This window comes from Pseudomonas sp. PS1(2021) (assembly GCF_020405165.1).
Lineage (GTDB): Bacteria > Pseudomonadota > Gammaproteobacteria > Pseudomonadales > Pseudomonadaceae > Pseudomonas > Pseudomonas aeruginosa.
In genome coordinates this window covers 5,796,217-5,817,008 of sequence record NZ_CP084484.1, presented here as the reverse complement: position 1 = coordinate 5,817,008, position 20,792 = coordinate 5,796,217, and the positions used below count along the sequence as shown (strand labels likewise).

Genomic DNA, 20,792 nt, shown 5'->3' with positions numbered 1-20,792 from the left:
CACCCTCTCCCTGAAGGGCGAGGGGCAGCGGATTTCGCCCTTCGGGCGGCTTTTGTCAGTGCGCCACTGCCGCCGCGCCGTGCTCGTCGATCAGCGCACCGCTGTGGAAGCGTTCGATGGAGAAGGGCGCGGCCAGCGGATGCGGTTCGCCCTTGGCCAGGGTGGCGGCGAAGACGTTTCCGGAGCCGGGAGTGGCCTTGAAGCCGCCGGTGCCCCAGCCGCAGTTGAAGAACAGGTTCTGCACCGGAGTCTTGCCGATGATCGGGCAGGCGTCCGGGGTGGTGTCGACGATGCCGCCCCACTGGCGGTTCATGCGTACCCGCGAGAGCACCGGGAACATCTCGACGATGGCTTGCAGGGTGTGCTCGATCACCGGGTAAGAGCCGCGCTGGCCGTAGCCGTTGTAGCCGTCGATGCCGGCGCCGATGACCAGGTCGCCCTTGTCCGACTGGCTGATGTAGCCATGCACGGCGTTGGACATGATCACGCTGTCGATGATCGGCTTCAGCGGCTCGGAGACCAGCGCCTGCAACGGGTGCGACTCCAGCGGCAGGCGGAAGCCGGCGAGCCTGGCCATGTGCCCGGAGTTGCCGGCGGTGACCACTCCGACACGGCGCGCGCCGATGAAGCCGCGGTTGGTCTCGACGCCGATCACCGCGCCGTCCTGCTTGCGGAAGCCGGTGACTTCGGTCTGCTGGATCAGGTCCACGCCGAGGGCATCGGCGGCGCGGGCGAAGCCCCAGGCCACCGCGTCATGGCGGGCGACGCCGCCGCGACGCTGGATGGTCGCGCCCATGATCGGGTAGCGGGTGTTCTTGCTGCAGTCCAGGTAGGGAATCTCCTCCGCCACCTGCTGCGCGTTCAACAATTCGCCGTCGACGCCGTTGAGGCGGTTGGCGCTGACCCGGCGCTCGCCGTCGCGCATGTCCTGGAGGGTGTGGCAGAGGTTGTAGACCCCGCGCTGGGAGAACATCACGTTGTAGTTGAGGTCCTGGGACAGGCCCTCCCACAGCTTCATCGCGTGTTCGTAGAGCAGCGCGGACTCGTCCCACAGGTAGTTGGAGCGCACGATGGTGGTGTTGCGCGCGGTGTTGCCGCCGCCCAGCCAACCTTTCTCGACTACCGCCACGTTGCTGATGCCGTGTTCCTTGGCCAGGTAGTAGGCGGTGGCCAGGCCGTGCCCGCCGCCGCCGACGATGACCACGTCGTAGACCGGCTTCGGCGTGGGCGTGCGCCACATGCGTTGCCAGTTCTCGTGATGGCTCAGTGAATGCTTTAACAGGCCGAAGCCGGAGTAGCGTTGCATGTGGATGCTCCTGAACTGTTGCTCCCTCTCCCGCGGAGAGGGTTGGGCCGGGGCGCGTCGGGCTCCCCGACCGTCTTCGGGGGGCTCAGCGATAGACCGGGAAGTCCGCGCAGAGACCGGCGACCTGGGTGGCGACCTTGGCCTCCACGTCGGCATCGCCGAGGTGGTCGAGGATGTCGCAGATCCAGCCAGCCAGTTCGCGGCTCTGCGCTTCCTGCAGCCCGCGGGTGGTGATGGCCGGGGTGCCGATGCGGATGCCGGAGGTGACGAACGGGCTCTGCGGATCGTTTGGCACGGCGTTCTTGTTCACCGTGATGCCGACCCGGCCGAGGGCGGCGTCGGCTTCCTTGCCGGTCAGGCCCTGGCGCACCAGGCTGATCAGCATCAGGTGGTTGTCGGTGCCACCGGAAACCACGTCGTAGCCGCGCCCGATGAACACCTCGGCCATCGCCTTGGCGTTGCGGATCACCTGCGCCTGGTAGTCCTTGAAGCCCGGCTCCAGCGCTTCCTTGAAGCACACCGCCTTGGCCGCGATCACGTGCATCAGCGGGCCGCCCTGGGCGCCGGGGAATACCGCGGAGTTGAGCTTCTTCTCGATCTCCTCGTTGGCGCGCGCCAGGATCAGGCCGCCGCGCGGGCCGCGCAGGGTCTTGTGGGTGGTGGTGGTGACCACGTCGGCGAAGGGGATCGGGTTCGGGTAGAGGCCGGCGGCGACCAGCCCGGCGACGTGGGCCATGTCGACGAACAGCAGCGCGCCGACCTTGTCGGCGATGGCGCGGAAGCGCGGGAAGTCGAGGGTCTTGGAGTAGGCGGAGAAGCCGGCGACGATCATCTTCGGCTTATGCTCCACGGCCAGGCGCTCGACTTCGTCGTAGTCGATCAGCCCGGTAGCGGTGTCCAGGCCGTACTGCACGGCGTTGTACAGCTTGCCGGAGGAGGACACCTTGGCGCCGTGGGTGAGATGGCCGCCGTGGGCCAGGCTCATGCCGAGGATGGTGTCGCCGGCGTTGAGCAGCGCCAGGTACACCGCGGCGTTGGCCGAGGAACCGGAATGCGGCTGGACGTTGGCGTAGTCGGCGCCGAACAGCTGCCTGGCGCGGTCGATGGCCAACTGCTCGACCTTGTCGACGTGTTCGCAGCCGCCGTAGTAGCGCTTGCCCGGATAGCCCTCGGCATACTTGTTGGTCAGGCCGCTGCCCTGCGCCTGCATGACCCGCTTGCTGGTGTAGTTCTCCGAGGCGATCAGTTCGAGATGGTCTTCCTGGCGGGCCTCTTCGGCGTCCATCGCGGCGAGCAGTTCGTCGTCGTAGCCGCGGATCTGGTCATGCTTGCTGAACATCGCTGGGTCTCCCTGCGGCGCCGGAACCGCGCCGGAATGGCTGCAACGGGACACGCGGTCCCTTTGCCAGCGATGGTATGACCGGCCCTGCCGGCCCAGATGCCTATGCACGCCACGGGGAGGTGCGTTTGCGACATGGCGGTGGGAATCGGCAACCGATGCGGAACGCCCCGGGCTGGCGCTAAACTGCGTGCTCTTCGTCCTGCGAGAACACCATGAAACGCCCGCTGATCTTCCTTTCCGCCGTGCTGCTCGGCGCATCCCTGCAAGGGTGCGGGGGCGGCGATGAAAAGCAGGCCGCCGCGCCTGCGCTGCCGGCCGATTCCTGCACCGGCCATGAACTCGAAGTGGCCTTGCCGCCGGCCGGCAAGCCACTGTTCGGCTACGACTTCCTCTCCCGCCAGTGCGGCTACAACGACGCCACCGTGGTCTTCGGCGCTGCCGACGGCAGCAAGCGCCTGGAGATCGTCCTCACCGACACCGGCCTGCCGGCGCCGCCGACCGAGGGCGACGCGGTGGCCTATCGGGCGGCGCAGGACAAGCTGCGCGAGATGACCCAGACCAACCTGACCCTGCTCCACAAGACCCGCGAGACCGCCCTTAAGAACGGCACCGCCGAGCGCTTCGGCGGCGAGGACTACCTGCCGCTGATCGATACCACGCGGATGGGCGACCCGCTGGGAGTGATGGTCCCGGCCAAGGGCGAGGAGGGCGTCTCGACCCTCAGCGGAGTGATCAAGAACCGCTACGTACTGACCCTCAGCACCCGCGACACGCCCAATGGCGGCAGCGCCACGGCGATGCGCCAGGTGCTGGTGCCGTTCGTCGAGCAGATGAAGCTGACCAAGCTACCCTGACAGACTGTGCCGGCACGTACCCGTGCCGGCACGACCGCATGGAGCCCCACAAGGGCTCGGCAACCGTTCCAGAGGCCCACATGACCGATCACACCCAACAGTTCGCCAGCGACAACTATTCCGGCATCTGCCCCGAAGCCTGGGCGGCGATGGCCGAAGCCAACCGCGGCCACGAACGCGCCTATGGCGACGACCAGTGGACCGCGCGTGCTTCGGACTACTTCCGCCAGTTGTTCGAGACCGATTGCGAAGTGTTCTTCGCCTTCAACGGCACCGCCGCCAACTCCCTGGCCCTGGCTGCGCTGTGCCAGAGCTACCACAGCGTGATCTGCTCGGAGACCGCCCACGTCGAGACCGACGAGTGCGGCGCGCCGGAGTTCTTCTCCAATGGCTCCAAGCTGCTGCTGGCGCAGACCGAGGTCGGCAAGCTGACCCCGGCGTCGATCCGCGACATCGCTCTCAAGCGCCAGGATATCCACTATCCGAAGCCGCGCGTGGTGACTCTCACCCAGGCCACCGAGGTCGGCACGGTGTACCGCCCGGACGAGCTGAAGGCGATCAGCGCCACCTGCAAGGAGCTCGGCCTGCACCTGCACATGGACGGCGCGCGCTTCTCCAACGCCTGCGCCTTCCTCGGCTGCTCGCCGGCGGAGCTGAGCTGGAAGGCCGGGGTCGACGTGCTCTGCTTCGGCGGCACCAAGAACGGCATGGCGGTGGGCGAGGCGATCCTGTTTTTCAACCGCGACCTGGCCGAGGACTTCGACTACCGCTGCAAGCAGGCCGGCCAACTGGCCTCGAAGATGCGCTTCCTCGCCGCGCCCTGGGTCGGCGTACTGCAGGACGATGCCTGGCTGCGCTACGCCGATCACGCCAACCGCTGCGCGCGCCTGCTGGCCGAGCTGGTGGCCGACGTTCCCGGCGTCAGCCTGATGTTCCCGGTAGAAGCCAACGGCGTGTTCCTACAGCTTTCCGAGCCGGCGATCGAAGCCTTGCGCGCGCGCGGCTGGCGCTTCTACACCTTCATCGGTGAAGGTGGCGCGCGTTTCATGTGTTCCTGGGATACCGATATCGAGCGGGTCCGCGAACTGGCGCGGGACATCCGCCTGGTGATGGGCGCCTGAGTCCGCTCTCGGTCGCCCCCATGGCGCGGGGCGGCCGCTCTTTCCCCAAATCCTGTGGGTAACTCTGTGGGCTAACTGTTCGGGAGCTATGCAAAAGTGCTCCCTGGAACGTCCTTCCTGTCTCCGCCCGAGACGCCGAAAGCCTTTATCCACGCGGCTCCACTCCAGTGGCGGGATAACCTGTCCAATCCACAAACACTGTGGAACCGAATGTGAATAACGTGTTCGCAGTCGCTTCCGGGCAGCGCCCCGCCGGGCTCTCCGGAGGCTGGTCGGTTTTTGAGCGAAAACAGCCGTTTGTGAACAGAGGATGACGGTTCGGGTGAAACGCGCTGACGAAACGGTGACGGGTATTGTCCCCTCCGGGCCCATGCAAGCCTGTGGATAGAAAAGACGGGGAGCGAAGTGGGCGCAAAAGTCGAAAACACCCTGCGCGGACGTAACGGCTTGAGGAAAAAGACAAAATTCTTCCGTTCCGAAGTCGCTGGGACAATGGAAGCAATCGCCGAGGGGAATTTCCCCCAATTCCTGTTGAGGTCGATGTGAAGAGCCTGTTTATAGAGTGCGGAGAGCCCGGTGGGGCGAGCCTTTCAGGGAATTGATCAAGAATTGACCGGATGTTCTGTCAACAGGTGGCGGGCTTGCTTTAGGGAGCTTGTGTATAAATGCAGGGTTGCCCACAAAAGGCCTGGAAAGTCTTGTGGACAACCTGTATGGATAGCGCCAGAAGCCGCACAGGGCTAAGCCTGCGGTGGATTGATCAATAAACGATCGGTGCGCATGGGAAGAGCCGGATTGCCTGAGAAAGCAGAGATTTTTCTTCATGCTGTGAATATTTTTTTGTTTTTCCCCACGGGAAGTGTAAAGCCCTGTGGAAAAGTTGTTCGCTCACGCTTGGGGGGGCCGTACGGCGGGGTCTCTGGCGTATTGATCGTTAAATGAGCAGGAGAGTGCGGCCAGGCCGAGCGTGCGGCGAAGTGCGATTTACCCGGAAGGGAAGCCGGATGGGCTTGCGGAGCCCTCGCGCCACGGAGGAGGTATTGTCGGTATGTTGTGCCTGGACCCGCAGGACATAGGGGAGGCGATGGATTGCACAACTTGTGGATAAGTCTGTGATCAACCTAGCCTGGAAAGGGCTTCCCGGAGGCAGGGACGGGCTGAGTAGCCGGCCCTGAAATGCACTTGAATTTGTAGAATTTATCTTTTATTTCAAATGCTTGAGTGAACACATGGCGGACATCCAGGCGGCGAAGGAACACCTGTATGGAATTCCAGTCCGAATGTGGACAACCTTGGCGCCCTGGTGTTTTCCAGTATGAGAAGGTCAGCTTCGCCGTGGCTCTGGTGGTTGGCCGGAGCCTTGATTACCCTTGGCTTTTGCCAGGAAAGTGGGATGGATCATGGATGATCGGATGTCAGACAAGCCGCTCGGCCGCTTGTTGCTCGAAGGCCTCGGCGAGATCGCCTGGATCGCCGTGCTGGTGGCCCTTGGCGTCCTCCTGCCGTTGCCGCTGGTAGCGCTGGGTTGGGCGCTGCTGCTGGGCGCCGAGTGGGCCATGGATCGTTGGCGCGGCAAGGTGCCGTATCGCCTGCAACAGGCGCTGTTCTTCTGGGTTCTGGGTGGCGGCATCGCCCTGGGCCAGGCACTGCCGGGCTTCTGGCTGGGACTGGGCGGTGGCTTGCTGGCGGTGATCGGCGGCGTGCTGCTGCAGATCCGTTTCGAGCGTGGCCTGCGCCTGGAGCGCCAGGCTCCGCAGGCGCTGGACGTACCGCTGCCGACGGGAGGTAGCGCCTGGGGCGGCGAAGCGCCCGAGCGAACCCCCGAGGGCGAGCCGATCCGCCTGTTCGACGGCGGCGAGATCGCCATGGGCGGCCCGCTGGTATGCCACTACCTGATGCCCGACGGCTGTTTCATCCCCGACTGCAATCCTTCGGCACGCTTTTCCAGCGATGGCCGCCACTTCGTTTCGCCGATACCGAGCCGAGGCGCGTGGGGCCTGGCGATCTTCGACCGGCAGGAGCGGTTGCTCTACCGCTGTGCCGTGGACAACTTCTGGGAGCTGGACAGCGTCACCGAGCGCGAGGTGATCGGGCGGCACAGTCCGCTGACGTCCAACGCACCGCAGCGCCTCGAGCTGCAGGCGCTCAAGGCCGGCAGCGAGGCCGAGGCCTTCGTTGCCATCGGCGACCTCTGGCTGCCCGAAAGCGAATGGCAGCGCTGGAGCGGGGATCTGCGCGCGCAACCGCTACCGTCCCCGCTTGGCGGGCCCGCGCTGGAAATCCGCCCCTGGCTGCCGGACAGCCTGCTGGCCCTGGACGATCCTTTCGCGCCGCTGCGCGCCAACCGCGGCGAGCTGTGGATAAACGACGAGGCCAGCGGCCTCTACCTGTCCCGTGAAGCGCCGCCATTGGCTTGGAACGATGACGGCCGGGCGCTGGCGCTGCAGGCAGCAGGCGAGCCGCTGGGGCAGGATACCTACTGGCTTTGGCGAGAGGACGGCGGCCTGCGTGCGCTGGGCGCGCCGTGGTCGGCGTTGCCCGCCGAGCCCCATGCCGGCGGGCCCGAACTGCTCGGGCTGGAGGATGGCTGGCTGCGTTTCGGCCTGGACCTGGCGCAACCCTGCCTGACCTACGAATGCTACGGCACGCTGGGTTCGTACAGCCATTCCAGCCTCTACCTTCTGCACGCTCGCGATGCGGACGACCGGCCGCGCTGGCGCGAGGCCGACATGCCGCGCCTGGACCTGTTGCTGCCGCTGGATGGCGCGGCCGGCAGGCCGGGATGCCTGTTGCAGAGCGCACCGCTGGCCGATGGCAGCCGGGCCGTCTGGGAGTGGTTGCGCGACGATCAGGAGGCGGAGCGCGGCGCCTATGCCTTGCGCCTGGGCGACTGGCGCCTGGATGGCGAGTGGACGCTCGACCACCGCGTGTCCGATTGCGGTCGCTACCTGGCCGTGGTGGCCTTCGCCGAGGCGCCGACCCTGCCGCAGCGCCTGGCCATACTCGATAGCCGGGAGCGGCGCCTGGAGTGGCTCGCCGAGCCGCTGGCCGATCTACACCTGCAAGGTTTCATCGATGGCCAGGTGCATTTGCTCCACCTGCTCGGCCGCAACGCCTACCAGCCGCCGGGCGGGCCGGGCGAAGGCGACCCCGGCCTGTTGCGCCGCTTCGACGAAGGCTTGCCCGAGCCCGGCGCCTGGCACGCATTCGGCCGCTTCCACGACGACTGGCGGCATTACTACGAGCAGGCGCGGGTGGCGTTCGATGGCACGGCCTGGCGGCTGTGCCCCACGTCGCGCTGGCTGGACGCAGCGCCACGGCCCTGGAGCGACGGCGACTTCGTCTTGCCGTCGGTGGGCGCGGAGGACGCCGCCTGGGGCTTCGGTTTCCACTACGAGGGCATGCACCGCGACGAGGACGTGCGCGCCGGGTTCAGCCGCGACGGCTACCTGCTGACCGCGTCGGGCATCGGCTTGGGCAACCTGGCGGCGCCAATGATCTGGTCGGCGGACGGTCGCTACCTGGCGCTGACCCGGCACGTCCAGCGCTACGAGGAAAGCGACCTGGAACGGGACCAGTGGCGCCTGCTGCTGCTCGACGTGCAAGAGCGGACGTTGCGTCGCTACCGCGACGACCTCGGCGAGTACCCGTGCTTCGACAGCTTCGACGACGACCTGTGCTTCCGCTGCGCGGGGACGGGGCGCTACGTGCTGGCCCTGGACTCGCTGCTGAAGGCTCCCGCCGAGCCGCTGCAGGCCTGCGCCGGACGCTGGCTGCCGGCCGAGGAACTGCCGCGGCGGCGCTACTGGGAGCGCCTGGCGTTTCCCTCGCGCCCTCAGTAGTCGATGACCACGTCGCCCTTGGGCACGCTGCAGCAGGAGAGGATGTAGCCTTCGGCGACATCCTCGTCGGTGATCCCGCCGTTGTGCTCCATCTCCACCTCGCCGGCGGTCTTCATTACCTTGCAGGTGCCGCAGATGCCCATCCCGCAGGCCTTCGGAATGTGCAGGCCGAGCTTGGCGGCGGCGGCGTGCACGGTTTCCCCGGGGCTGACGCGGATGCTCTTGCCGGTGGCGGTGAATTCCACCTGGTGCTGGTCGGCGACCGGTACCTCCGGCGCCTCGGCGGCTTCCGCGGCCAGTTCCCTGACGTCGGCGCGGACCTCCGGCGGAGTCGGCCCGAAGGCTTCCTCGTGGTAGCGGCTCATGTCGTAGCCGTGGCCCTGCAGCAGGTGCTTCACCGCGCTCATATAGGGCGTCGGGCCGCAGCAGAAGATTTCCCGCTCGAGGAAGTCCGGGGCGATCAGTTCCAGCATGCGCAGGTTCAGGTAGCCACGGTAGCCGGCCCAGGCTTCGCCGAGGCCGTGGCGCTCGCAGATGATGTGCAGGCTGAAGTTGTCGATCCGCGAGGCCATGTGCTCCAGCTCGCGGTGGTAGATGATGTCCTTCGGCGAACGGGCGCTGTGGACGAAGACCATGTCGACGTTGGCGTTGGTGTCGAAGAACCAGCGCGCCATGGACATTACCGGAGTGATGCCGACCCCGCCGGAGAGGAACAGCACCTTGTCGGCCGGGAAGTCGATGGCGTTGAACAGGCCGACCGGACCGTGCACCGGTAGCTCCTGGCCTTCCTTGAGGTTGTCGTGCAGCCAGTTGGAAACCCGCCCGCCCGGCACCCGCTTGATGGTGATGGAGAAGCTGTAGGGCACCGAGGGCGAGCTGGAGATGGTGTAGGAGCGCATCACCGGCTCGCCGTCGATCTCCAGCTCCAGGGTGACGAACTGGCCCGGTTTGAAGAAGAACAGGATCGGCTGGTCGGCCATGAAGCAGAAGGTGCGCACGTCCCAGGTTTCCTGGATGACCTTGACGCAGCGCACGAGGTGCCGGCCGTTGGCCCAGGTCTGGGTGGTGACCGGATTGAGGAAGTTGCTCGACATGATGATCTCTCCGTGCGCACGGGGCCGAACGATGGCCTGATGGGGCGGATTGTGCGCATCGCCGTGGCCGCTCATTTACCTGCCAGCGACATTTACATGCTTATCGCGACCTGCCTGCTGGGGCGCGGCCCGGAGCGTCGGAAACGGATGCGGTCATGTCGCCCATGGATAAGGTCGGCGGCGGGCGCGGGCCCACACTCCAGACCAGCCGAGACGAGGGTTTGCATGAACCCCGGGAGGGTAGAGCCCGGACGTGTAGAGCGACTGACCTTCATTCCCGCCACGGCGGGGCCCGTCCATCGGCAGGGCGGGATTCCGGACGCCGCGCCGGGATGAGGAAGGCTGTGAACGCCACCTTGCGTAGCAACCGTATCAGCCACTTTTTCCGCCGCCACCCGCGCGGGGGCGGCATGAGGAGTTACCGATGGACGTCACTTCCACCCTGAGTCTCGGCGATCCCCTGGAACCGGCCCGCAAGGCCACCGCCGACATGCTGCGCAGCCGAGACCACAGCTTCTCGCTGCCGCAGCCCTTCTACTGCGACCAGCGCCTGTTCGAGATCGACATGCAGGAGATCTTCCACAAGGAATGGCTGATCGCCGGCATGACCTGCGAGATTCCCGCCAAGGGCAATTTCCTCACCCTGCAGATCGGCAAGAACCCGGTCCTGGTGATCCGTGGCGCCGAAGGCCAGGTGCATGCCTTCCACAATGTCTGCCGGCACCGCGGCTCGCGCCTGTGCGTGAGCGAGAAAGGCAAGGTGGCCAAGCTGGTCTGCCCCTACCACCAGTGGACCTACGAGCTGGATGGCCGCCTGCTGTTCGCCGGCACCGAGATGGGCGCCGACTTCGACATGAAGGAGTACGGCCTGAAGCCGATCCAGGTGAAGACCGCCGGCGGCTACATCTTCATCAGCCTGGCGGAGAACCCGCCGGCCATCGACGACTTCCTGGCGACGCTCGAGCACTACATGGAGCCGTACGACATGGAGAACGCCAAGGTGGCGGTGCAGACCACCATCCGCGAAGCCGCCAACTGGAAGCTGGTGATCGAGAACAACCGCGAGTGCTACCACTGCAACGGCTCCCACCCGGAACTGCTGAAGACCCTGCTGGAGTGGGACGACGTCACCGACCCGCGCGCCAGCCAGGCGTTCAAGGACCAGGTGGCGGCCTGCACCAGCGCCTGGGACGCCGAGAAGATCCCGTACGCCCATGCCAGCTTCGGCCTGCGCAATCGCATCGTGCGCATGCCGCTGCTGGACGGCACGGTGTCGATGACCATGGACGGCAAGCAGGGCAGCAAGAAGCTCATGGGCCGGATCAAGAACCCCGACCTCGGCTCGATGCGCATCCTGCACCTGCCGCACTCCTGGAACCACTGCATGGGCGACCACCTGATCGTCTTCACCGTGTGGCCGATCAGCGCCCAGGAAACCCTGGTCACCACCAAATGGCTGGTGCACAAGGACGCGGTGGAAGGCGTCGACTACGACGTGGCGCGCCTGCGCGAGGTATGGGACGCGACCAACGACCAGGATCGTCGGCTGGCCGAGGAGAACCAGCGCGGGATCAACTCCGACGCCTACCAGCCTGGTCCATACTCGAAGACCTACGAGTTCGGTGTGATCAATTTCCTCGACTGGTACAGCGAGCGCATGCTGAACAACCTTGGCGAGGAGTCCGCCCACGTGCGCAAGGTGGCCGGCAGCTGAGCCGGACGAGGCGCCCCCTGGCGGGGCGCCGCTGCGGAGGAAAGGTCATGGACAACCTGCTGTTCTACGTCAGTTCCGCTTTCGTCAGCCTGCTGCTGGCCTGGAACCTGTTCGCCTGCTGGCGCCGCCAGCGGCCGCCGGAGAAGTCCCGGCCCTGAGCCCGCGCGCACGCCTTGCCTCCCGCCTCCGCCCCCTGACAGCCTCCCGGCAAAAGGACTAAGGTGGGAGGACTCAACCTGGACGGGCCGCTCAAGGGCGGCCTCTGGAGGCAAGCGTGGAAAACAATCCCCTGTGGGCCGAACTGGGCAAGCACTGGAAACTGGTGGCCCTGCGCGGCGTGGCGGCGCTGGTGTTCGGCGTCCTGACCCTGCTCTCGCCGGCCCTGGCGCTGACCGTGCTGGTGCTGTTCTGGGGCGCCTACGCGCTGGTGGACGGAGCGTTCGCCCTGATCGCCGCGTTCAACATGCGCAGCGATGGGCAGTTCAACTGGCCGCTGGCGCTGGTCGGGGTGATCGGCGTGGCGGCCGGCCTGGTTGCGTTCTTCTGGCCGCAACTGACCGCCATCGGCCTACTCCTGATCATCGCCGGCTGGGCGCTGGCGATGGGCATCTTCCAGATCGTCGCGGCGATCCGCCTGCGCAAGTCGATCCAGAACGAATGGTGGATGATCCTCTCTGGTGCCATCTCGGTGCTGTTCGGCGTGCTGATGATCGCCAACCCCGGCGCCGGGGCGCTGGCGGTGGTCTGGGTGATCGGCGCCTACGCGGTGTTCTTCGGCGTGTTGCTGGTCATGCTCGCGCTGCGCTTGCGCAAGACTTCGACCCTGAAGGCCTGACGCGGTGGCGGCGAAGCCGGCGGAGGAAACGCGCTGGTGCCTGTGGCGCCAGGACGACAACGGCAATGCCTTCGTCATGCGCCGCGACCTGACGCGCGACGAGGCCTGCGCGCTGGTCAAGGACTACCAGGCGCGCGGGCATCGGCAGCTGTATTGGGCGAGTCCGCAGGCGCGCGACTAGCCGGATGCCCCGGCGATCCGCTCGACCAGCGCTTCCAGGCGCTGCTCCACCGCTCGCAGGCGCGGCGACTCGCCGTCGTTCGCGCCGAGCTGGCGGGCGCAGAGATTGAGCGCGGAGAGCACCACCAGCTCGTTGCTGGTGACGTAGGGAAACTTGCGCTTGTTGGCGTCCACTTCCGCTTGCAGCAACGCGGCGGCGTCCGCTAGGGCCCTCTCCTCGCCGGCCGGCACGCGGATCGAATAGTCCCGGCCGAGGATCGACAGGACCTGGACGCCGTCGCGGCTCATGCGCTAACCGGTTGCTGCGCGCTGAGGCGCTCGACCAGGGCTTCCAGGCGGGCCTGGGTGCCGCTCTGCTTTTCTTCCTGCTCGAGCATGGAGAGTTGCAGGGTTTCGTTTTCCTCGGTGGCCTGGCGCAGCTGCTGCTGAAGCTGGTCGTGGCTGTCGCGCAGGGCCTGGTTCTGTTGCAGCAGCTCGGCTACCAGGGTTTCCAGGCGTTCCAGGGTGTTCTCCAGCATGATCTCGTCCCAGTCGTTCAAAGGGCGCGCAGGATAAAGAAAAGCGCCTGCCGAAGCCAGGTCCGTGGTCGGTTGCCAGGCTTCGGCACCCGGCTTCACCAGTGAAAGCTGCCGCCCAGCGAGTAGTGCCCGGGGTCGGCGACGAAGGGATCGCGATCGGTGGCCGGCGGGCAGTTGCGCCGTTTCAGGCAGTCTTCGGCGCGCTCGGCGTAGCTGCGTTCGTCGCCGCTGACGCGGACGTCCGGAAGGATGCCGGAGAAGGAGGGATAGCCCTGGGCGCAGCCGACCAGGAACAGGAACGGCAGGAGAGGGAAGAGGCGTCGGCTCATGGGGATACTCCGATCATTGAAGTTGCTCGACGATGCGGCGGATGGTGCCGCCGCAGATGTCGGTGAAGCAGCGGTCGTAGTCGGAACTGCAGTTGAAGTTGCCGGAGCCGCCGAAGCCGTTGTAGCCGAACGAGGAGGAATAGCCTGGTGCCAGGCATTCCTTGCGCGCCTGCTTCTTGCTCTTGCCCTGGCTGCAATAGTGGTAGCTGCGCCGTTCCGCTTCGCGCAGGCGGTTTTCGTTCTGCCATTCCAGGCGCGCGAGGCTTTCGCACTGGCTCTGTTGCGTGCGGCACTGGGCGACGCAGGTGCGTCCCGCTTCGCTCGGCGGCATCACGTACTGGTAGCGGACGGAGGGGCCGCAGCCCGAGATCAGGGCGAGCGCGAGCGCAACGCCCGAGAGGTTCAGGTGTCTGTTCATGGTTTCTGGTTGGGAAAGGGTGGAGCGGGGATCAGTCGTCCGCGACGTATTCCAGGATGTCGCCCGGCTGGCAGTCCAGGAAGGCGCAGATCTTCTCCAGGGTGTCGAGGCGGATGCCCTTGACCTTGCCGTTCTTCAGCAGGGACAGGTTCTGTTCGGTGATACCGATGGCTTCCGCCAGCTCCTTGGAGCGGACCTTGTTCTTCGCCAGGATGACGTCTAGTCGGATGATGATCATGAGGTCGTCATATGAAGGCTCTTACTTCTTCGTCCAGTTTCCTGGCTTCGCTCATCATCAGGCCGAACGAGCAGAGAAAGATCGCCTTGAGAAACTCGTAGGCCGCTTCGGAAGTGAGTCCTATCGAAACGCTCAGGACACGCTCGCCGTCGGGCAGGTCGAGAGATAGTACAAGACCTTGCAGCGTATTGATAAATGGCTGGAGCAAGAGTGCCAGGAAGGACAGCAGGCCGATGTGCACCAGGGTCCTGGCGTTGCGCTGCGACCAGCGTTCGCCCTTGGCCAGGCGGCGGAAGAACAGGCCGGTGAGCGCCAGGCCGAACGCGGAAAGCAGGGTCGGCAGGTAGTCCAGCAGCATCAGCAGCGCCCGGCTGCTCCAGGACAGGACGAAGCCGTCGCTGGCCAGGCGCGGCATTTCATCGCTCCAGGCCTGCAGGTAGCCCTGCTCGCTGAGGCCGGAGAACCAGAGGTGGGTGTTCGCTCCGAGTTCGATGCAGGCCATGCCCCAGGCCAGGATGGCGCAGAGCATGCCGAGCAGATAGAGCTTGTGGTTGCTGAGATGCGTGGACAGCGCCATGCCGGGTTCCCCTGTGTGTTTCGCGTCTGGATGGCGAAACTAGGGAATAAATTATCGTAATACAATAATTTATCGTCACCACGTCATAACTTGTGATCTGGCGCACAGTGCGTTCTGACCCGCTTCAGCGGATCACGCCTTCCTCGCGCAGGAGCTTGAAGATGGCTTCGGCGCCGGCTTCCGCCGAAAGATCCTTGAGTACCTGCCCGGTACCGCCGGAGGCCTTGGCGGTGGCGGCTTTCATTCGCTCGGCGCCGGTCTTCGCCTTGATTACCTTGAGCCGCTTCGGTCGCGGCCGGGCCGGTTGCAGGCTGTCTTCGGCGAGCAGCAGGTCGTCGACCACCTCCACCTCATGGGCCTCGATCTCGCCACGCCTAGCCGGGCCGAAGGCGCTCTGCCGGGCCACCGGCGCGGCATTGTCGACGCTGGCGACGAACGGCAGGCGTACCCGCAGTCGGCGTCGCTGGCCGCGAGGCAGAGCCTGGAGGACCTGAGCGCTGCCGTCTTCGACCTTCTCGACCTCGGCCAGGCCGACCACCAGTGGCCAGCCCAGGCGCTCGGCGAGGAGGAAGGGCAGCATCCCGGAGCCTTCCCCGGTTTCCGCCTGGCTGCCGGTGAGCACCAGTTGCGCGCGGGAGTCGCGCAGGTGCTCGGCAAGTGCGGGCAGGGCGTCGGCGCCGGCCGGCTGTTCCAGCACGGACAAGCGTTCCAGGCCCATGCCGAGATAGCCGCGCAGCGCCTCGGCGTGCGGGTCGCCGGCGTGCAGCACCTGTAGGCGTGGGCCGCTCAGGCGCAGGCCGAGTTCCACCGCGCGGGCGTCCTGTTCGGCACGGCGCGGGCGTCCGGAGGCGGGATGGGCGCCGATGGAGACCAGCGCGACGATGTTCAGCTCAGTCATGGTTCGATACCGATGAAAGGTACGTGGAAGCGGGTTCAGGCCGCATCGCGGGCGGCGCCGTTGCGGTGTGCCTCGGCCAGGCGGATCAGCGCGCGGAGGATTTCCGTCGAGTCGCCGATCACCGAGAGATCGGCGCGCTTGATCATGTCGCAGCCGGCGTCGCGGTTCACCGCCACCACCTTGTCGCAGGCGCCTATGCCCTGCAGGTGCTGGATCGCCCCGGAGATGCCCACCGCCAGGTAGACCCGCGCGGTGACCCAGGTACCGGTGGCGCCGACCTGGCGGTTGCGCGGCATGTGCCCGTCGTCCACCGCCACCCGCGAGGCGCCCTCGGTGGCGCCGAGGACGGCGGCGGCCTGGTGGAACAGCGTCCAGTCCTGCACGCCGTTGCCGCCGGAGAGAATGAATTCGGCCTCGGCCATGGGAATCCGCGCCGGGTCCACAGCCACCGGGCCGAGGTCCTCGATGCGTGGCAGGTTGCGCGCCACCTGCTCGGCCATGTGCAGTTCGCGAACCTCATGGCGGGTCTCGCTGACCGGCTCGGCGCATTCCGCCGCGGCCAGCAGCAGGCGCGGCAGGGCGCGCTGGATGTCCTCGCGGCCGGCGCCGGCGCGGCCGATGCAGCGGCCGTCCTCGACCTGCCAGACGCGACCGGCCGGCCGCTCGCCGAGCGCGGCGGCCAGGCGCCGGCCCAGTTCGCCGCCGCCGTTGCGACTGTCCGGGAACAGCCAGTGGCGCGGGGCGAGCTGGTTCTCCAGGTTGCGCAGGGCGAGTATTCGCTGCTCGGGCGCGTAGCCGTCGTACTCGCCGCCGGAGAGGTGCAGCAGGCGGTCGACGCCGGCACTGTCGAAGGCGCTTTCCTTGTGTTCGCCGAACACCACGGCGAGCACCGCGCCGTCGTTGCCGGCGAGCTTGCGGGCCAGTCCGAGGAGGTCCTTGTCGTGGCTGGAGAGACGGCCGCCGACCATGTCCGGGACCACCGCGACGAGGAATGCCGGTTGCTCGACCACATGCAGCGGCAACTGCGCTTCCTGCGCTACGCTGGCGCGGCGCACGCCGCTGCCCTGCTGGCCGCCGGAGCGATCGATGCGGCGGATGCCGTTGGGGCCGACGAAGCCGACGGCGTGCGGGTTCTTGCGGATCACGCCGTGGGGGCCCATCCAGCGCACCTCGCCGCCTTGGGCGGACTGCATGGCCGCATGCAGCGGATGCAGGCGGTTGCGGGCGATCCATTCGGCGCGTGGATCGCGACGGACGATATCGTTCATGCGGAATGCTTCCTGTGGCTGCGGCTACCCGATCCTGCGGCCCCCTCCCTGGAGGGAGAGGCCGCTATCCGTGCTGCCCCGGTCAGCAGCGGATTCGATGTGAAGCTCGACACTCTCATCAATGCACCTCCGCCACGGCTTCACGCCGCAACGGCTTTTTTGCCGGCGCTTCCGCCTGTTCTATCAGCGCTTCCGCTACCAGCTCGGCGATGTCCTTGATCTCCGGCCGCGGCGCCACTACGCCTTCGAGCATCGCGGTGCACTGCGGGCAGCCGACGGCCACCAGCTCGGCGCCGGTCTCGCGGATGTCGGCCATGCGCATGTCGGGAATCCGTTGCTTGCCGGGGATGTCGGTGATCGGCGCGCCGCCACCGCCGCCGCAACAGCGCGAGCGGAAGCCGGAGCGTTGCATTTCCTTGACCTCGATGCCGAGTGCGCGCAGCACGTTGCGCGGCGCCTCGTACTCGCCGTTGTAGCGGCCCAGGTAGCAGGGGTCGTGGTAGGTGACGCTGCCGGCCTTGCTGCGGCCCGGTTGCAGCGTGCCGGCGCGCAGCAGTTCGTCGATGAAGGTGCTGTGGTGCAGTACCTGGTAGTCGCCGCCGAGGGCGCCGTATTCGTTCTTCAGCACATGGAAGCTGTGCGGGTCGCAGCTGACGATGCGGGTGAAGCGGTATTTCGCCAGGGTCGCGATATTGCGCCTGGCCAGGTTCTGGAAGGTCGCCTCGTCGCCCAGCCGGCGCGCCACGTCGCCGCTGTCGCGCTCCTCCAGGCCGAGCACGGCGAAGTCCACCGCGGCCGCCTTGAGGATCTTCACGAAGGCGCGCAGGGTGCGCTGGTTGCGCATGTCGAAGGCGCCATCGCCGACCCAGAACAGCACGTCGGCGCTCTTCTTCTCGCTCATCAGCGGCAGGTTCAGGTCGGCCGCCCAGTTCAACCGGCCGCCGGGGGCGAAGCCGCCGGGGTTGTCGGTGGCGATCAGGTTGTCCAGCACCTCGGCGCCCTTGTTCGGCGTGGCGCCTTTCTCCAGGGTCAGGTGGCGGCGCATGTCGACGATGGCGTCGACGTGCTCGATCATCATCGGGCACTCCTCGACGCAGGCCCGGCAGGTGGTGCAGGACCACAGGGTGTCGGCGTCGACCAGGGCCTTGCCATCCAGCGCGACGATCGGCTGGTGCGGGCCGCCGCCGTGCTCGCCCAGCGGTTTGCCTGGATAGGGGCTGCCGGCGAACTTCGCGTCGTTGCCTCCGGCCAGGCCGATGACCATGTCCTGGATCAGCTTCTTCGGGTTCAGCGGCTGGCCGGCGGCGAACGCCGGGCACATCGCCTCGCACTTGCCGCACTGCACGCAGGCGTCGAACCCGAGCAACTGGTTCCAGGTGAAGTCGCTGGGCTTTTCCACGCCCAGCGGCGCCTGCGGATCGGCCAGGTCGAGCGCCTTGAGGCCGGTGGAGCGGCCGCCGCCGAAGCGTTCGGCGCGGCGGTGCCAGGCCAGGTGCAGGGCACCGGCGAAGGCGTGCTTCATCGGCCCGCCCCAGGTCATGCCGAGGAACAGCTCGGACACGCCCCAGGCCACGCCAATGGCGAGGAGGCCGGCGAGGAACCAGCCGCCGAAGCCTTCCGGCAGGATCCCGGCCACCGGCAGGGTGGCGAGGAAGAAGCTCGCGGCGAACGCCAGCAGGCTCTTCGGCAGGCGCATCCAGGGGCCCTTCGACAGCCGCGACGGTGGGTCGAGGCGGCGGCGGGCGACGAACAGCGCGCCGACGAACATCAGCGCCGTGGCCGCCAGCAGGGCGAAGCCGAGGATCCGGCCGTGCAGCCCGAAACCGTGTACCAGGATCGCCAGCAGCGCCGCCAGGACGAAGCCGCCGGCGGTGGCGACGTGGGTCCTGGACATGTACCTGTCGCGCTCTACCACATGGTGCAGGTCCACTAGGTAGCGACGCGGCATCTGCATGAGGCCGCCGATCCAGTCGACCTTGGCGGGTCGGCCGCGGCGCCACATGAGGAAGCGCTTCGCGGCGCCGAGCACGGCAAGTGCCAGGGCGGCGAAGAGCAGGACGGGGAGGAGGGTGTCGAGCATTTCTGGTCTCCCTGCGGGACGTCAGGCGGCGCTGGATCGGCCTCCTCTCCCGCTTGCGGGAGAGGGGGGCCGGCCGTGCCGGTCGGATGCCACGAGGCGTGTCTTAGAAATCCTTGCACAAGCGCAGCGCGTCATAGATCGCCGCATGGGTGTTGCGCTGGGCCACGCAGTCGCCGATGCGGAACAGCAGGTAGCCTTCTCCGGACTGGCTGAGGCAGGGCTGCGGCTGGATCGCGAACAGCGCCTCGACGTCGATCTGGCCCTTGTTCCGCGAGCCCTGCTTGAGCGCGTAGTAGAGGCTCTCGTCGGGGCGCACGCCGTTTTCCACCACCACCTGGTCGACCACCCGCTCTTCCCGCGCGCCGGTGTATTCGTTCTCCAGCACCGCCACCAGCTTGTCGCCCTCGCGGTAGACCTTCTCCAGCATGAGGTCGCCGGTCATGATCACTTCCTTGGGATACATGCTGCGGTAGTAGGTGGGGAAGGTGGTGCCGCCGATGGCCACGCCCGGCTTGATGTCGTCGGTGACGATCTCCACCTGGGCGCCCTTGTCGGCGAGGAAGTCCGCCACCGACATGCCGCTGAACTCGCAGATGGTGTCGTAGACCAGCACGTTCTTGCCTGGCTCGACCGTGCCGTCGAGCACGTCCCAGCTGCTCACCACCAGGCCTTCGGCGGCGCCCCAGTGTTCGTTCTGCTCGAGGAACGGATGTCCGCCGTTGGCCAGCACCACCACGTCCGGGCGCAGGTCGAGGATGGTCTCGGGGTCGGCCGCGGTGCCCAGGCGCAGGTCGATGCCCAGGCGCGCCAGCTCCAGCTGGTACCAACGGGTGATGCCGGCGATCTGGTCGCGTTGCGGCGCCTTGGCGGCGGTGGTGATCTGGCCGCCGAGCTGCTCCTTCTTCTCGAATAGGGTCACGTCGTGGCCACGCTCGGCCGCCACGCGGGCCGCTTCCATCCCGGCCGGCCCGCCGCCGACCACCACCACCTTGCGCTTCGGTCCGGCGGACTTCTCGATGATGTGCGGCACGCCCATGTATTCGCGGGAGGTCGCGGCGTTCTGGATGCACAGCACGTCCAGGCCCTGGTACTGGCGGTCGATGCAGTAGTTGGCGCCGACGCACTGCTTGATCTGGTCGACCTGGCCCATCTTGATCTTGGCGATCAGGTGCGGGTCGGCGATGTGCGCGCGAGTCATGCCGACCATGTCCACGTAGCCGCCTTCGAGGATGCGCGTGGCCTGGTTCGGGTCCTTGATGTTCTGCGCGTGTAGCACCGGCACGTCGACCACTTCCTTGATGCCGGCCGCCAGGTGCAGGAACGGCTCCGGCGGGAAGGTCATGTTGGGGATGACGTTGGCCAGGGTATTGTGGGTGTCGCAGCCGGAGCCGACCACGCCGATGAAGTCGAGCATGCCGGTATCGCTGTAGTACTTGGCGATCTGCTTCATGTCCTCGTGGGACAGGCCGTCCGGGTGGAACTCGTCGCCGCAGATGCGCATGCCGACGCAGAAGTCCTCGCCGACCTCGGCGCGCACCGCCTTGAGCACCTCGAGGCCGAACTTCATGCGCCCCTCGAAGCTACCGCCCCATTCGTCGGTGCGCTTGTTGACCCGTGGGCTCCAGAACTGGTCGATCATGTGCTGGTGCACGGCGGACAGCTCGACGCCGTCCAGGCCGCCTTCCTTGGCGCGGCGGGCGGCCTGCGCGTAGTTGCCGATGACCCGCCAGATCTCCTCCACCTCGATGGTCTTGCAGGTGGCGCGGTGCACCGGCTCGCGGATACCCGACGGCGACATCAGGGTCGGCCAGTGGTAGCCGTCCCAGCGCGAACGGCGCCCCATGTGGGTAATCTGGATCATGATCTTGGCGCCGTGCTTGTGCATGGCGTCCGCCAGGTTCTGGAAGTGCGGGATGATCCGGTCGGTGGACAGGTTCACCGAACTCCACCACTGCTGCGGGCTGTCGATGGCGACCACCGAGGAGCCGCCACAGATGGCGAGGCCGATGCCGCCCTTGGCCTTTTCCTCGTAGTACTTCACGTAGCGCTCGGTGGTCATCCCGCCGTCGGTGGCGTAGACCTCGGCGTGGGCGGTGGAGAGCACGCGGTTGCGGATGGTCAGCTTGCCGATCTGGATCGGCTGGAACATTGCTTCGAAGGCCATGACCCTTTCCTCGG

19 protein-coding genes are annotated in these 20,792 nt (G+C 66.9%); 6 read left to right on the top strand and 13 right to left on the bottom strand.

The features are described from left to right. Positions 1–55 precede the first annotated feature (55 nt). Both LE197_RS27695 and glyA read right to left on the bottom strand, forming a co-directional pair. Positions 56–1,306, bottom strand: a complete 1,251-nt coding sequence (locus tag LE197_RS27695; protein WP_003096779.1) for a sarcosine oxidase subunit beta — start codon at positions 1,304–1,306, stop codon at positions 56–58. A gap of 85 nt (positions 1,307–1,391) precedes the next feature. After that, positions 1,392–2,645 carry a serine hydroxymethyltransferase gene (gene glyA, locus LE197_RS27690; protein WP_003117183.1) on the bottom strand — a complete coding sequence of 418 codons (1,254 nt, stop codon included), beginning with the start codon at positions 2,643–2,645 and terminating at the stop codon, positions 1,392–1,394. Between the two features lie 215 nt (positions 2,646–2,860). Here glyA and LE197_RS27685 point away from each other — a divergent pair, with 215 nt between their 5' ends. The 3 genes from LE197_RS27685 (at position 2,861) to LE197_RS27675 (ending at position 8,465) form a co-directional block, all read left to right on the top strand. Further along, positions 2,861–3,502: a hypothetical protein gene (locus LE197_RS27685; RefSeq protein WP_003114452.1), complete on the top strand. Its 642-nt coding sequence runs from the start codon at positions 2,861–2,863 to the stop codon at positions 3,500–3,502. 80 nt (positions 3,503–3,582) lie between these two features. Continuing rightward, positions 3,583–4,623, top strand: a complete 1,041-nt coding sequence (locus LE197_RS27680; protein ID WP_003105702.1) for a low specificity L-threonine aldolase — start codon at positions 3,583–3,585, stop codon at positions 4,621–4,623. A gap of 1,412 nt (positions 4,624–6,035) precedes the next feature. Next, positions 6,036–8,465 carry a hypothetical protein gene (locus LE197_RS27675; RefSeq protein ID WP_057386717.1) on the top strand — a complete coding sequence of 810 codons (2,430 nt, stop codon included), beginning with the start codon at positions 6,036–6,038 and terminating at the stop codon, positions 8,463–8,465. Here LE197_RS27675 and gbcB read toward each other — a convergent pair. Further along, the gene (gbcB, locus tag LE197_RS27670) at positions 8,459–9,559 is read right to left on the bottom strand and encodes a glycine-betaine demethylase subunit GbcB (protein WP_003096769.1); all 1,101 of its coding nucleotides are present in this window, start codon (positions 9,557–9,559) and stop codon (positions 8,459–8,461) included. The two genes, LE197_RS27675 and gbcB, sit on opposite strands and share 7 nt — an antisense overlap. Before the next feature lie 424 nt (positions 9,560–9,983). Here gbcB and gbcA point away from each other — a divergent pair, with 424 nt between their 5' ends. The 3 genes from gbcA (at position 9,984) to LE197_RS27655 (ending at position 12,289) form a co-directional block, all read left to right on the top strand. Then, on the top strand, positions 9,984–11,273 hold the full coding sequence (gene gbcA / locus LE197_RS27665; RefSeq protein ID WP_003096766.1) for a glycine-betaine demethylase subunit GbcA: 1,290 nt from the start codon (positions 9,984–9,986) through the stop codon (positions 11,271–11,273). Positions 11,274–11,547: 274 nt separating this feature from the next. Then, positions 11,548–12,108, top strand: a complete 561-nt coding sequence (locus tag LE197_RS27660) for an HdeD family acid-resistance protein (RefSeq protein ID WP_003096765.1) — start codon at positions 11,548–11,550, stop codon at positions 12,106–12,108. Between the two features lie 4 nt (positions 12,109–12,112). Next, complete coding sequence (locus tag LE197_RS27655) at positions 12,113–12,289, top strand: hypothetical protein (protein ID WP_003096763.1); 177 nt, start codon at positions 12,113–12,115, stop codon at positions 12,287–12,289. Here the strand turns inward: LE197_RS27655 and LE197_RS27650 are convergent. The 10 genes from LE197_RS27650 to dgcA all read right to left on the bottom strand — a co-directional run bounded on the left by LE197_RS27650 (position 12,286) and on the right by dgcA (position 20,778). After that, on the bottom strand, positions 12,286–12,576 hold the full coding sequence (locus LE197_RS27650) for a cell division protein ZapA (protein ID WP_003105708.1): 291 nt from the start codon (positions 12,574–12,576) through the stop codon (positions 12,286–12,288). The two genes, LE197_RS27655 and LE197_RS27650, sit on opposite strands and share 4 nt — an antisense overlap. Next, positions 12,573–12,806, bottom strand: a complete 234-nt coding sequence (locus tag LE197_RS27645; RefSeq protein ID WP_003105710.1) for a hypothetical protein — start codon at positions 12,804–12,806, stop codon at positions 12,573–12,575. Before LE197_RS27645 ends, LE197_RS27650 begins: the two co-directional genes overlap by 4 nt. Positions 12,807–12,901: 95 nt before the next feature. Continuing rightward, positions 12,902–13,135, bottom strand: a complete 234-nt coding sequence (locus LE197_RS27640; protein ID WP_003105712.1) for a hypothetical protein — start codon at positions 13,133–13,135, stop codon at positions 12,902–12,904. Positions 13,136–13,148: 13 nt separating this feature from the next. Further along, positions 13,149–13,553 (bottom strand): hypothetical protein, encoded by a 405-nt coding sequence (locus tag LE197_RS27635; RefSeq protein ID WP_003105714.1) that lies wholly within the window; start codon positions 13,551–13,553, stop codon positions 13,149–13,151. 31 nt (positions 13,554–13,584) lie between these two features. Continuing rightward, positions 13,585–13,791: a helix-turn-helix domain-containing protein gene (locus LE197_RS27630; RefSeq protein ID WP_003096753.1), complete on the bottom strand. Its 207-nt coding sequence runs from the start codon at positions 13,789–13,791 to the stop codon at positions 13,585–13,587. 7 nt (positions 13,792–13,798) lie between these two features. Then, a complete protein-coding gene (locus LE197_RS27625) occupies positions 13,799–14,368 on the bottom strand; it encodes a hypothetical protein (RefSeq protein ID WP_003096751.1) in 570 nt (189 codons plus the stop codon). A 124-nt stretch (positions 14,369–14,492) separates the two neighbouring features. After that, entirely contained in the window at positions 14,493–15,266 is a 774-nt protein-coding gene (locus LE197_RS27620) for an electron transfer flavoprotein subunit beta/FixA family protein (protein WP_023089756.1), read from the bottom strand. A gap of 35 nt (positions 15,267–15,301) precedes the next feature. Beyond that, positions 15,302–16,534, bottom strand: coding sequence for an electron transfer flavoprotein subunit alpha/FixB family protein (locus LE197_RS27615; RefSeq protein ID WP_029610566.1), 1,233 nt, complete (start codon positions 16,532–16,534; stop codon positions 15,302–15,304). 118 nt (positions 16,535–16,652) lie between these two features. Next, positions 16,653–18,614, bottom strand: coding sequence for a dimethylglycine demethylation protein DgcB (dgcB, locus tag LE197_RS27610; RefSeq protein WP_003107277.1), 1,962 nt, complete (start codon positions 18,612–18,614; stop codon positions 16,653–16,655). A gap of 103 nt (positions 18,615–18,717) precedes the next feature. Further along, positions 18,718–20,778: a dimethylglycine demethylation protein DgcA gene (dgcA, locus tag LE197_RS27605; protein WP_003107280.1), complete on the bottom strand. Its 2,061-nt coding sequence runs from the start codon at positions 20,776–20,778 to the stop codon at positions 18,718–18,720. Between the last annotated feature and the right edge of the window lie 14 nt (positions 20,779–20,792).

Coding starts and splice junctions, on each gene's coding strand:
- LE197_RS27695 (WP_003096779.1), bottom strand. CDS start 1,306: ATGCAACGCTACTCCGGCTTCGGCCTGTTAAAGCATTCACTGAGCCAT.
- glyA (WP_003117183.1), bottom strand. CDS start 2,645: ATGTTCAGCAAGCATGACCAGATCCGCGGCTACGACGACGAACTGCTC.
- LE197_RS27685 (WP_003114452.1), top strand. CDS start 2,861: ATGAAACGCCCGCTGATCTTCCTTTCCGCCGTGCTGCTCGGCGCATCC.
- LE197_RS27680 (WP_003105702.1), top strand. CDS start 3,583: ATGACCGATCACACCCAACAGTTCGCCAGCGACAACTATTCCGGCATC.
- LE197_RS27675 (WP_057386717.1), top strand. CDS start 6,036: ATGTCAGACAAGCCGCTCGGCCGCTTGTTGCTCGAAGGCCTCGGCGAG.
- gbcB (WP_003096769.1), bottom strand. CDS start 9,559: ATGTCGAGCAACTTCCTCAATCCGGTCACCACCCAGACCTGGGCCAAC.
- gbcA (WP_003096766.1), top strand. CDS start 9,984: ATGGACGTCACTTCCACCCTGAGTCTCGGCGATCCCCTGGAACCGGCC.
- LE197_RS27650 (WP_003105708.1), bottom strand. CDS start 12,576: ATGAGCCGCGACGGCGTCCAGGTCCTGTCGATCCTCGGCCGGGACTAT.
- LE197_RS27645 (WP_003105710.1), bottom strand. CDS start 12,806: ATGCTGGAGAACACCCTGGAACGCCTGGAAACCCTGGTAGCCGAGCTG.
- LE197_RS27640 (WP_003105712.1), bottom strand. CDS start 13,135: ATGAGCCGACGCCTCTTCCCTCTCCTGCCGTTCCTGTTCCTGGTCGGC.
- LE197_RS27635 (WP_003105714.1), bottom strand. CDS start 13,553: ATGAACAGACACCTGAACCTCTCGGGCGTTGCGCTCGCGCTCGCCCTG.
- LE197_RS27630 (WP_003096753.1), bottom strand. CDS start 13,791: ATGATCATCATCCGACTAGACGTCATCCTGGCGAAGAACAAGGTCCGC.
- LE197_RS27625 (WP_003096751.1), bottom strand. CDS start 14,368: ATGGCGCTGTCCACGCATCTCAGCAACCACAAGCTCTATCTGCTCGGC.
- LE197_RS27620 (WP_023089756.1), bottom strand. CDS start 15,266: ATGACTGAGCTGAACATCGTCGCGCTGGTCTCCATCGGCGCCCATCCC.
- LE197_RS27615 (WP_029610566.1), bottom strand. CDS start 16,534: ATGAACGATATCGTCCGTCGCGATCCACGCGCCGAATGGATCGCCCGC.
- dgcB (WP_003107277.1), bottom strand. CDS start 18,614: ATGCTCGACACCCTCCTCCCCGTCCTGCTCTTCGCCGCCCTGGCACTT.
- dgcA (WP_003107280.1), bottom strand. CDS start 20,778: ATGGCCTTCGAAGCAATGTTCCAGCCGATCCAGATCGGCAAGCTGACC.